The 11,654-nt window shown below is 68.7% G+C and carries 10 protein-coding genes; 1 reads left to right on the top strand and 9 read right to left on the bottom strand.

Annotated features, from left to right (window positions below):
* Nucleotides 1–12: 12 nt before the first annotated feature.
* From EDF55_RS01380 to dusB, 6 genes are all read right to left on the bottom strand, one after another.
* Entirely contained in the window at nt 13–1,017 is a 1,005-nt protein-coding gene (locus tag EDF55_RS01380; RefSeq protein WP_123653158.1) for an ABC transporter permease, read from the bottom strand.
* Between the two features lie 2 nt (nt 1,018–1,019).
* Nucleotides 1,020–2,090, bottom strand: coding sequence for an ABC transporter permease (locus tag EDF55_RS01375; protein ID WP_243698359.1), 1,071 nt, complete (start codon nt 2,088–2,090; stop codon nt 1,020–1,022).
* 95 nt (nt 2,091–2,185) lie between these two features.
* Complete coding sequence (locus EDF55_RS01370; RefSeq protein ID WP_123653156.1) at nt 2,186–3,805, bottom strand: ABC transporter substrate-binding protein; 1,620 nt, start codon at nt 3,803–3,805, stop codon at nt 2,186–2,188.
* Nucleotides 3,806–4,504: 699 nt separating this feature from the next.
* Nucleotides 4,505–6,439 carry a DNA primase gene (gene dnaG / locus EDF55_RS01365; RefSeq protein WP_123653155.1) on the bottom strand — a complete coding sequence of 645 codons (1,935 nt, stop codon included), beginning with the start codon at nt 6,437–6,439 and terminating at the stop codon, nt 4,505–4,507.
* Between the two features lie 39 nt (nt 6,440–6,478).
* On the bottom strand, nt 6,479–7,759 hold the full coding sequence (locus EDF55_RS01360; protein ID WP_123653154.1) for a deoxyguanosinetriphosphate triphosphohydrolase: 1,281 nt from the start codon (nt 7,757–7,759) through the stop codon (nt 6,479–6,481).
* On the bottom strand, nt 7,756–8,910 hold the full coding sequence (gene dusB / locus EDF55_RS01355) for a tRNA dihydrouridine synthase DusB (RefSeq protein ID WP_123653153.1): 1,155 nt from the start codon (nt 8,908–8,910) through the stop codon (nt 7,756–7,758). Before dusB ends, EDF55_RS01360 begins: the two co-directional genes overlap by 4 nt.
* A 47-nt stretch (nt 8,911–8,957) precedes the next feature.
* On the opposite strand from dusB, the gene EDF55_RS01350 reads away from it, so the two are divergent.
* On the top strand, nt 8,958–9,443 hold the full coding sequence (locus tag EDF55_RS01350) for an aminoacyl-tRNA deacylase (protein ID WP_123653152.1): 486 nt from the start codon (nt 8,958–8,960) through the stop codon (nt 9,441–9,443).
* Nucleotides 9,444–9,475: 32 nt separating this feature from the next.
* Here the strand turns inward: EDF55_RS01350 and EDF55_RS01345 are convergent, their stop codons facing one another.
* The 3 genes from EDF55_RS01345 to EDF55_RS01335 all read right to left on the bottom strand — a co-directional run bounded on the left by EDF55_RS01345 (nt 9,476) and on the right by EDF55_RS01335 (nt 11,620).
* Nucleotides 9,476–9,658, bottom strand: a complete 183-nt coding sequence (locus EDF55_RS01345) for a hypothetical protein (protein ID WP_123653151.1) — start codon at nt 9,656–9,658, stop codon at nt 9,476–9,478.
* Nucleotides 9,655–10,356, bottom strand: coding sequence for a DsbA family protein (locus EDF55_RS01340; protein ID WP_123653150.1), 702 nt, complete (start codon nt 10,354–10,356; stop codon nt 9,655–9,657). The genes EDF55_RS01345 and EDF55_RS01340 overlap by 4 nt, the downstream gene beginning before the upstream one ends.
* A 148-nt stretch (nt 10,357–10,504) precedes the next feature.
* Entirely contained in the window at nt 10,505–11,620 is a 1,116-nt protein-coding gene (locus EDF55_RS01335) for a hypothetical protein (protein WP_123653149.1), read from the bottom strand.
* Nucleotides 11,621–11,654: the final 34 nt, after the last annotated feature.

Below are 11,654 nucleotides of genomic sequence, written 5' to 3'. Positions count from 1 at the left end.
TGCTGGGGGTGCTCATGCTGCGGCCCCTTCCGTTCCGGTGGTGCCACGCTTGTCGCGGGTGCTCACGAGCTGCTTCAGCCGCCGGCGCGCACGCAGGCGGGGATCGGAGATGTCGTTGAGGCTCTCGCCGATGAACGTGACCCCGAGGACCAGGACCACGATCGCGACACCCGGGTAGACACCGGTCCACCAGACGCCGGACGCGACGTCGGACAGCGCGCGGCTGAGGTCGTAGCCCCACTCGGCACCCGCTGTCGGGCCGATGCCGAACCCGAGGAAGCCGAGGCCGGCCAGGGTCAGGATCGCGTCCGAGGCGTTGAGCGTCAGGATGAGCGGCAGCGAACGGGTCGAGTTCCGGAGCACGTGCCGCGTCATGATCCGCCACGGGTTCGTGCCCATCACGCGAGCCGACTCGACGAACGCGTCGTTCTTCAGCCGGACCGCCTCGGCACGGACCACGCGGAAGTACTGCGGCACGTAGACCACGGTGATCGAGATCGCCGCCGCCGTGATGCCGCCGTAGTAGCTCGAGTTGCCGCCGGAGACGACGATCGAGACGACGATCGCCAGGAGCAGCGACGGGAACGCGTAGATCGCGTCCGCGACCACGACGAGGACCCGGTCGAGCCACCCGCCGATGTAGCCGGAGACCATGCCGAGCAGCACGCCGATGATGATCGAGACGATGACCGCCACGATGACGACGAGGACGGCGGTCCGGGTACCGAACACGACGCGGCTGAACACGTCGAAGCCGCCGACGGTCGTACCCCAGATGTGCTCGGGACTCGGGGCGCCGGTGCGCGGGAAGCTCACGCCGTCGTCACCCTGCAGCTGGCCGAAGCCGTACGGGGCGATGAGCGGAGCGAACACCGCGACGATGAGGTAGACGGCGCAGATGACCACGCCGACGATGAGCATCGCGCGCTGCCACCCGGTGCTCCGGCGCAGCTGGACGACGACGGGCAGGCGCTTCCACAGCGGCTCGTGACGGTCGACGAGTGTGGTGTCGGACATGTTCAGAACCTCACTCTCGGGTCGATCAGGGCCGCGACCACGTCGACGACGAAGTTCGTCACCGCCACGATCACCGCGAGCATCGCGACGATGCCCTGGACCGCGACGAAGTCACGGGCCGACAGGTACTGGTTGAGCTCGAAGCCGAGCCCGCGCCAGCCGAACGTGGTCTCGGTGAGGACCGAGCCGCCGAGCAGCATGGCGATCTGGAGCCCCATCACCGTGATGATCGGGACGAGCGCCGGACGGAACGCGTGGGTCCGGACGAGCCGGGACTCGCGGACGCCGCGGGACCGGGCGGCGTCGACGTACTCCGAGCCGAGCGAGCCGATCATGTTCGCGCGCACCAGGCGCAGGAAGATGCCGGCGGTCAGCAGGCCGAGCGTCAGCGCGGGCAGCACCGCGTGCAGCAGGACGTCGCCGATGATCTGGCCGTTGCCCGTGCGGAGCGCGTCGATGATGTAGATGCCCGTCGCGCCGGGGACCTGGTCGAGCGCCAGCTCCACCCGCGTCGATGCCCGGTCGCCGAGCGGCAGCCACCCGAGCCACACCGAGAACACGAGCTTCATGAGGAGACCGCCGAAGAACACCGGGGTCGCGTAGGTCAGGATCGCCAGCGCGCGGAGGAGCACGTCCGGCCACTTGTCGCGCAGGTACGCGGCGAGCATGCCGAGCGGGATGCCGAGCACGAGCGCGACGATGAGCGCGTAGAAGACGAGCTCCGCCGTGGCACCGCCGTACGTGACGATGATCTCGGTGATCGGGCGGTGGTCCGTCGCCGTCGTCCCGAAGTCACCGCGGGCGATGTTGCCGAGGTACTCCAGGTACTGGACGATGACCGGCCGGTCGTACCCGGCGGCGTGCAGGCGTTCCTGAAGCTGCGCCTGGGTGAGCCGACCGCCGACCGAGGCGACGATCGGGTTCCCGATGATGCGCATCAGGAAGAACACGAGCGTCACCAGGATGAAGACGGTCGGGAAGATGAGGAGGAAGCGGATGAGGATGTACCGACCGATGCCGCCGCCGCCGTTGGCACGTCGCTGTGCCTGTGGCTTCGTGGGCTCCGTGTCGATCGCCTCGGGGTTCGTGAGGGTCACGGGATGGGTGCCTTTCGGATGACGCCGACAGGGGGCGCCCCTCGTGGGAGCGCCCCCTGTCGTTCGTCGGGTTACTTGCTGAGCGTCGCGTACCGGAACTTGAACGAGGCGTCGAGCTTGAGGCCCTTGACGTCCTTGCTCGCGACCGCCACGGACTTGCCCTGCAGCAGCGGCAGCGTGGAGATCTGCGTCGCCTCACGCTGCTGGGCCTGCTCGATGAGGTCCGCACGCTTGGTCGGGTCGGACTCCGCCTGCTCCTGGGCGATGAGGTCCTGGATCACGCTGTCGTCGTAGTGGTTCTGCACGAAGTTCTCCTTCGTGAAGAACGGCGACAGGTAGTTGTCCGCGTCCGAGAAGTCCGGGAACCAACCGAGCTGGTACTCCGGGTACGAGTCCTTCGTGCGCTCCTGGGCGTAGGTCGTGTAGACCGTCGACTGGATGTTCACGGTGAACAGGCCCGACTTCTCGAGCTGCGTCTTGAGGAGCGCGTACTCGTCGTCCGACGCCGAACCGTAGTGGTCCGGTGCGTACTGGATGTCGAGCTGGACCTTGCCGGAGACACCGGCGTCGCTGAGGGCCTTCTTGGCCTTGTCGACGTCCGGGGCGCCGTTGCCGTCGCCGTAGAGCGACTTGAACGGCGTCGCGGCACCCGTGAGGCCGTCCGGCACCATCGAGTACAGCGGCGTGTACGTGTTGTTGTAGACCTCCTTCGCGAGCGCGTCACGGTCAACGACGTCCGCGACGGCCGAGCGCACCGCGAGGGCCTTCTTCGCGTCGGCGTCGGACTGGCCGGTGCCGAAGGGCTGGGACTTGAAGTTGAAGACCAGGTAGCGGATCTCGCCGCCGGGGCCGTCCGTGACCGTCAGCTTGTCGTCCTTGCGGAGCGACGCGATGTCCGTCGGGGTCAGGGAGCGGTACGCCACGTCGACGTCGCCCTTCTGGACCGCGAGCTTGAGGTCGGTCTCCTTCGTGTAGTAGTTGGCCGTCACCTCGCTCGTCTTCGCCTTGCCGAGCAGCCCGTCGTACTTGCTGTTCGCCTTGTACTGGATGAGCTGGTTCTCCTTGTACGAGGTGATCTCGTACTGACCGGCGAACGCGTTGCCCTTGACGATGTCCGCCGCGGGGGTGAGCTTCGTGGCGGAGAAGACGTCCTCGTCGACGATCGGGCCGGCCGGGCTCGACAGCACCTGCGGCCAGGTCTGGTCCGCGTGGTCGAGGTTGAACACCACGGTCGTGGCGTCCGGCGTGTCGATGCTCTTGAGGTTGGCGAGCAGCGACTGCGGGCCGTTCTCGTTGTTGATCTTCAGTTCACGGTCGAACGAGAACTTCACGTCGCTCGAGGTGAGCTTGTTGCCGTTCGCGAACTCGAGCCCCTTCTTGAGCGTGACCGTGTAGGTCGTCGGGTTCGTGAACTCGCCCTTGGTTGCGATGTCCGGCTTGACGTCCGGGCTGCCGACCGGGGTGTTCATCAGGAAGGGGAACACCTGGTTCTGCACGGCGAACGAGCCGTTGTCGTACGAGCCGGCCGGGTCGAGCGACGTGATCGAGTCGGTCGTGCCGATGATCAGGCCGTTCAGGTCGGTGGTGGACGAGCCGCTGCCGCCCGCGCAGCCGGTGAGCACCAGCGCCGTCGCTGCTGCTCCGGCGCCGAGCGCGATCGTGCGCTTGCCCCACTTGGTCACGGATGCCATATCCGATGCCTCTCTGGTCATGGTTGCAGGAGCCCCGGGCCGGACGGTGGAACTGCTGTGTGCCCGGCCGGGACACTCATTGAGAGACACCCTGCCACGGAACTTTCTTCGGCGGGGACGGTTTTGTTACACCGCTGTAACGCAAGAGTCCCGCGCGTGACGCATGATTCCGCCTCGACGCGCGGCGCTCCGCGCACGCTTGTTGCGTCCCGCAACGCGGCCGCGGGCGGGCCGGCGGGCCGGCGGGCCGGCAGGCCGGCGGGCGGGCGGGCCGGCGGGCCGGCGGGCGGGCAGGCGGGCGGGCGGGCAGGCGGGCAGGCGGTGAGATCGCACTTCGTGTCAGATCCCGCCGGACGACGCGACACCAGGTGCGATCTCACCGGCGCCCGGTCCGTCGGATCCCTCCTCCAGCGGCCTGAAGGCTCGACCCACCTCCGCCACGCCCGCCCGGCCCGCCGTGGGGACACGTCCAGGGCGCCCGGGGCGCGTGCCCCGCACCGTGCGAGGCCGCGGGTCCGGCGCACGCAGCGTGCGAGGTTCCGTACTCGGTGCGTCGCCCGGCGGCTCCCACGGTGTACGGAACCTCGCACGGTGCGACTCGGGCGCGCGGCAGCGCAGCGCGCGGCAGCGCAGCGCGCGGCAGCGCAGCGCGCGCGGCGCGCGGCAGCGCAGCGCGCGCGGCGCGCGGCAGCGCAGCGCCTACGACGCCTGGGCGTCGGCGCGCAAGCGCATGCGCTGGGCGTCGATGTCGACGAGCTGGCGCTGGAGGTCTGCCCGACGCTCGGCGTGCTCGTTCGGGTCCGCGCGCTGCAGCTGCCCGAGGAGCGAGGCCTTGCGCGCGAGCAGGTCCCGCTCGACCAGCGCCACGACGATGCCCCGGCAGTAGATCGCGAGGTCCTCGTCGTTGCGCGCGGGGATCGGCGCGAGCGCGAGCTCCGACACGAGGCCACGGACCGGCGCCGGCACGTCCGAGGTCAGGCGGTCGAGCCAGTCCGACCGCCCGAGCGCGTCGACGTTGGCGACCACGGCGTCCCGCACGACGGCGAGCATCGGCGCCGAGAACGTCGCTGCGGCGGCGAGCCCGAGGAGCGGCGCCCCGACCGACGTCGGCTGCTGCACCATCGCCATCACGGCGTCGCGTTCCATCCGGGTGATCGGGTCGTTCGGCAGCGATCGGATGCCCGCGACGGGTTCGTCGAGCGGTGCGACCATCTGCCCGCCGGGTCCGGCCTGTCCGACGGGGACTCCGCGCCCACCGCCGGACGACGACCCCGACGACCCCGACGACGAGGACGAGGACGCCCGGCGGGCACCGTCGACGGCCCGTCGGACCTCGGCCATCTCCATGCCGAGCCACCCCGCGAGCTCCCGGACGTACCCCTGCGTGAGCGAGCGGTCACGGATCCCGGCGAGCACCGGCGCGGCGGACCGCAGCGCGGCGACACGCCCTTCGACGGTCTCGAGGTCGTGGCCGTCGAGCGTGCGCCGGATCATGAACTCGAACATCGGCCGCTTGTTCGTGACCAGCCGCCGGATCGCGTCGTCGCCCCGGGCGAGCCGGAGGTCGCACGGGTCGAGCCCACCCGGTGCCACGGCCACGTAGGTCTGCGCGGCGAACCGCTGCTCTTCCGCGAAGGCGCGGGAAGCGGCACGCTGCCCGGCTTCGTCGGGGTCGAACGTGAAGACGACCTCACCGTTGGCGTTCGGGTCGCCGCCACCGACGTCGCCGAGCATCGGGCGGAGGACCTTGATGTGGTCGACGCCGAACGAGGTGCCGCACGTGGCCACCGCGGTCGTGATCCCGGCGAGGTGGCACGCCATCACGTCGGTGTACCCCTCGACGATGACGACCTGCTTCTGCTTCGAGATGTCGCGGCGGGCGAGGTCGATGCCGTAGAGCACCTGGCTCTTGTGGTAGATCGGCGTGTCCGGGGTGTTCAGGTACTTCGGGCCCTTGTCGTCCTCGAGCAGACGACGTGCGCCGAAGCCGATCGTGGCACCCGTGACGTCGCGGATGGGCCACATCAGGCGGCCGCGGAAGCGGTCGTACGGGGAGCGGTCCCCCTGGCTGACGAGCCCGGCGGACGTGAGTTCTTCCATCGTGAAGCCGCGGCCCTTGAGGTGGTCCTTCAGCGCGTCGAAGGACTTCGGCGCGAAGCCGACGCCGAAGTGCTGCGCGGCCGACGGGTCGAAGCCGCGTTCGCCGAGGAAGCGTCGTGCCGGATCGGCTGCCGGCGTGGTGAGCTGCGCGATGTAGAACTGCAGCGCGGCTTCGTTCGCGGCGATGAGCCGGGCGCGGGTGTTGTAGTCGGTGCGCGGCCCGTCGCCTTCTTCGTAGTGGAGCGTGAAGCCGATCTTCGCGGCCATCCGCTCCACCGCTTCGGAGAAGGTGGTGTGGTCCTGCTTCATGATGAAGCTGAAGACGTCGCCGTCTTCACCGCAGCCGAAGCAGTGGTACCGGCCGACCTGGGGCCGGACGTGGAAGGACGGGGAGCGCTCGTCGTGGAACGGGCACAGGCCCTTGAGGGACCCCACCCCTGCGGACTTCAGCGTGACGTAGTCACCGACGACGTCGGCGATGTTCACGCGCGCGCGGACCTCGTCGATGTCGTTCCGCGCGATGAGTCCAGCCACCCCACGATCTTAGTTCGGACCGGGGACGCCGCCGACCGCTCAGACGGGGATGTGGACGGTCTCCCGCTCGCCCACCACGAGCCGCCGGTGCCATGCGAGGGCACCCTGGTCCGTGAGGCTCGCGACCTGGTCGACGACGGCGCGGAGCCGCCCGGTGTCGTCCTGCGCCTGCCGCCAGTCCGCGGCGAACCCGGGCTCGAGCGCGGCGTCCCCGCCGTGCGCGAGTGCGTCGAGCAGCTCGGTGAGGATGCGCCGCTGCTCTTCGTACACGGGCTGCCGGTCACCCTGGGTCATCACGAACGCCGCGACGATGCCCTTGAGCACCGCGATCTCGCCGATGATCTCCGGCGGGGTGACGACCGAGGCGGCGAACCGGACGAGGGACCCGGAGGCGTACGCCTGGCGGGTTGCGGCGGTCGCCGTGCGGGCGAAGCGGCCGATGAGCTGCGAGGTGAGGTTCTTCAGCCGCGCGGCGTCACGACGGGAGCCGTCGTACGACGTCATCCACAGCGGCAGGGCGCGGAGCCGGTCGAACGCCTCGAGCAGTTCGTCGCGGCTGAGGTCGTCCCCGACCCAGGCGTGCATGGCCGACACGATGTCGTTCTCACCGACGCGGTCCCCGAGGGCGGCGACGTCGATGAACCCGGCGACGACGGCGTCCTCGAAGTCGTGGACGGAGTAGGCGATGTCGTCGGAGAGGTCCATCACCTGGGCCTCGATGCAGCGCTGCCGTCGGGGAGCGCCGGCGCGGAGCCACTCGAACGCTGCGTGGTCGTCGTCGTAGAAGCCGAACTTGGTGCGTCCGGACGACGACTCGGCCACGCCCTGAGCCGCCGGCCACGGGTACTTGCACGACGCGTCGAGCGACGCCCTGGTGAGGTTCAAGCCATAGGGGCGGTCCCCGGCGCCGTACACCTTCGGCTCGAGCCGGGTGAGGAGCCGCAGCGTCTGCGCGTTCCCCTCGAACCCGCCGATGTCCCTTGCCCAGGCGTTCACCGCGGTCTCGCCGTTGTGCCCGAACGGCGGGTGCCCGATGTCGTGCGCCAGGCACGCCGTGTCGACGACGTCGGGGTCGAGCCCGAGCGAGTCCGCGAGTTCACGGCCGACCTGCGCCACCTCGAGCGAGTGGGTGAGCCGGTTCCGGGCGAAGTCGAGCCCGGTCGTCGGGCTGAGCACCTGGGTCTTCGCGGCGAGGCGCCGGAGCGCACTGGAGTGCAGCAGCCGGGCACGGTCGCGCGCGAAGTCCGAACGGCGGTTGCCGTGTTCTTCGGGGAGCCAGCGTTCGGCGTCGGCTGGGCCGTAGGACGACAGGGCGCTCATCCGCCGCTGTGGTGCAGTTCGGCGGCGGCGAGGACCTTGCGGAACTCGGCGTCGACGTCGCGGGTCTCGAGCCAGCGGTCGGGCAGCGCCGTCCGCTTCGGGTGACCGGCTCGGCCACGGGGGCCCTCGGCGTCGGCGCCCGGGTACGGGGCGTCCGCGTCGAGCTGGCCGAGCAGGTCGTCGATCTCCTGCAGCGAGGAGGCCATGGAGAGCCCGGAGCGGACGTCGCCGCCGATCGGGTACCCCTTGAAGTACCAGGCCACGTGCTTCCGGATGTCGCGGCAGCCGTGCTCTTCGGACCCGAAGAACTCGACGAGCAGCTCGGCGTGCCGACGGAACCCGTCCGCCACTTCACCGAGCGAGGGCATGTAGCGGAGGCCCTCACCGCGGAACGCCGCCGCGAGGTCGCCGAACAGCCAGGGCCGTCCGAGGCATCCACGCCCGACGACGACACCGTCGCAGCCGGTCTCGTCGACCATCCGGAGTGCGTCGGCCGCCGACCAGATGTCGCCGTTGCCGAGCACCGGGATGTCGGTGACGGCTTCCTTCAGCGTGGCGATGGCGGACCAGTCGGCCTGCCCCGAGTAGTGCTCGTTCGCGGTGCGGGCGTGCAGCGAGACCGCGGCGACGCCGGCGTCCCGCGCGATGCGGGCGGCGTCGAGGTAGGTGAGGTGGTCGGCGTCGATGCCCTTGCGCATCTTCACCGTGACCGGGACGTCACCGGCGGCGCGGACCGTCTTCTCGACGAGGTCCTTGAAGAGGTCGAGCTTCCACGGCAGTGCCGCTCCCCCGCCCTTCCGCGTCACCTTCGGCACCGGGCACCCGAAGTTCAGGTCGATGTGGTCGGCACGGTCTTCGCCGACGAGGATCGTCGCCGCTTCGGCCACGGTGTTCGGCTCGACGCCGTAGAGCTGGATGGAGCGCGGGGTCTCGGACTCGTGGTGCTGGATGAGCTGCATCGACACGGGCGTCCGTTCGACGAGCGCGCGCGAGGTGATCATCTCGCAGACGTACAGACCGGCGCCGTACTCGCGGCAGAGCCGGCGGTACGCCATGTTCGTGATGCCCGCCATCGGCGCGAGCACGACCGGCACATCGACCTCGATCGGGCCGATGCGCAGGGGCTTCCGGGGGGCTTGTGTGATGGTCATACGGTCTCCATTCTCCCACGTCGGCACGCGCCGGTAGCGTTCTCCACATGACGACCGACCCCATCGCCCGGTTCGACGCCGACGCCGCAGCCCGAGGACTGCGCGTCGAGGTGGTCGAACGTCCCGCCGCGAACTCCCTCGCCGAGGCGGCGGACCTCCTCGGGATCAGCCCGGGCGACATCGTGAAGACGCTCGTCGTGAAGCGCCACGACGGCGACTTCGTCCTCGCGCTGGTGCCTGGCGGCCGCAGCATCGCGTGGAAGAAGCTCCGCACCCTGGTCGGTGTCAACAAGCTCTCGATGCCCGACGCCGCCACCGCGCTCGAGGCCTCCGGCTACGAACGCGGCACGATCACCCCGATCGGCGCGACCGGCGATCTGCCGGTCTTCGCCGACGAGCGCATCGTCGGCCGCCGGGTCGCCCTCGGCGCCGGCCGGCATGGCGCGAGCGCCTTCGTCGACGCCGACGACCTCATCGCCGCCTACGGCGCGACGGTCGCCGACATCACCGACGAGGAACCCGCGCGCGCCTAGACGAGGAACCCGCGAGCGCCTAGGCGAGTGACCTAGTCCGGGACCTCGGACCAGTCACCCTCGGCGCCCGGCACGAAGCACGAGTCGCCTTCGCAGACCGGTGCTGCACCCCCGGTGAGCAGCGGGACCAGGCCCGGGACAGCCTCCAGACCGGTGCCGAGCTGTACCGTCTGGAGGCCCGGCGCGGCCCCGCCACGCACGTCGAGGTCCGTCATCGGGTCGCCTCCACGTCCGCGGGCTGCTCCCGCAGTTCGACGACCTGGCGCAGCACCTGCTCGAACGCGGCCGGGTCCTGCGCGCCGGAGACGCCGTACTTGCCGTCGATGACGAAGAACGGCACGCCGTTGATGCCGTACGCCTGTGCCTGCGCCTGGTCGGCCCGGACGTCGGCGAGCTTCGCGTCGTCGCGCAGGGTGGCGAGCACCTCGTCGCGGTCGAGCCCGATCTCCGCAGCCAGGTCCGCCAGCGAGGACTCCTGCCCGACGTGCTCACCGCGCTCGAAGTACGCCGCGAACAGCCGCTCGACCATCTCGAGCTGCTTGCCGTGCTGCTTCGCGAGGTGGATGACCTGGTGCGACTTCACGGTGTTGGTGTGGTGCATGGCGTCGAAGTCGTAGTCCAGCCCGACGGAGGCGGCGATCGCGGTGACCTGGTCGAGCATCTGCTGCGCCTGGTCGACGGGCATGCCCTTGTGGCCGGAGAGGAACTCCGCCTCGGTGCCCTCGAAGTCAACGGGTGTGTCCGGGCTCAGCTCGAAGGAGTGGTACTCGACCTCGACGGGCCCGCCGAACGCGGCGACGCCGGCCTCGAACTTCCGCTTGCCGATGTAGCACCAGGGACAGGCGATGTCGGACCAGACATCGACCTTCACGCTGTCGTTGCTGCCGCTGTCGTTGATGACGCTGTCGCTCATGCTCAACGACAACGCGGCCGTGCCCCCGGCATTCCCGGGGACACGACCGCGTCTTCTGACCATCTCAGGAGCTCGCGGCGCTCGTCTCATGTAGGGAGGCGAACAAGCACCTACTTGCTTTGTGCGTCCGCCACGACCCCGAATGCCCCTACGAACGATTCAAAAGCGCGTCGATCCGATCAAGCGGATCCTTCCAACTGCTGATCACGCGAGTACCGCTTAGCAGCCGGTCGATTGCTTGAACAAGCAACTGCGACACAAGCTTCAGTTCGTTCGACATCTTCCGGAGCTGCAACGCTCCCGATCGGAAGGAGGCGTAACCCATTGCAGCCTCGGCAGCGCTGTCAAGGAGACCGCGAAGCATTGACACAAATTCGGTCATCTCGGCCGGATCTTCGTCGCCGGACTCGATTCTAGAAAGAATGTATGTAACCATCGCGTCCATCTTTGCAATGTCGACAACAAATTGATCCGAAAGAATCTCGAGGTTAGCGGCGGTCGGCTGAAGCTTCTCAGCAACTTGCCGGGACAGAATCAACTTGCGCGCAAAAGAAGTTGCAGTTGCCATCTCTCCAGTTGCCGAGACGGTGTCCGAATTCAGCAACCGCATCTCGTCACTGATCGAGGTAAGCGTCACCCCGAGTCGCTCTGCAGCCGCTTCGCCTTCGGCGAGGACCTCAAGAATTCCGGGCTCATCGGCGTCGTCAGCTTCATCCTCGTCGGTCCGTGAGCGAATCGCGTCGCCTGCCGGGTCGATCTCGCTGATCTTCTCCCCAGCGAACACTTCTGTCGCTCGAAGAGTCGTGACGCCAGCTTCCAACCCGGCCCGAAGCGCATCTGCTAGCGAATCCCGGAGGGTAATGAGGCCCGCCTCTGAACGCTGAAACTGAATCGTGCGAATCGTCGTCACGTCGAATGGAAGTCGACCGTATTCGCCGATCTGAACAGTCACCCCTGAACGGGAATGACGAAGGCCAAGTTCATACATCACGTTTGGATTTGCGTGACTTAAATCTGCGATGACAACTTCAGCATCTCGAAGGTAAACGAAGATCTGCTCCGGAATCTCGCCCGGATCGGAGATTTTGTCGGAACGCACGGGAGTTAATCCAAATCGAGCGCAGGCAGGCTCGATGACCTGCTCCCAAATGAAAACCGACTCTTCATAGCGTGCCCTCTCCGGGGTACCCGGAGGAGCCATGCGATCCCCGATGGGGGACACGATGAAACAGGTCTTTCCTTCACCTAGCTGCGAGTCATCCACTTGACATCTCCCTTGATGTGGTCGAGCAAGTGAG

It is taken from the genome of Curtobacterium sp. ZW137, assembly GCF_003762905.1.
Lineage (GTDB): Bacteria > Actinomycetota > Actinomycetes > Actinomycetales > Microbacteriaceae > Curtobacterium.
This window is presented reverse-complemented; position numbering and strand designations above follow the sequence as displayed.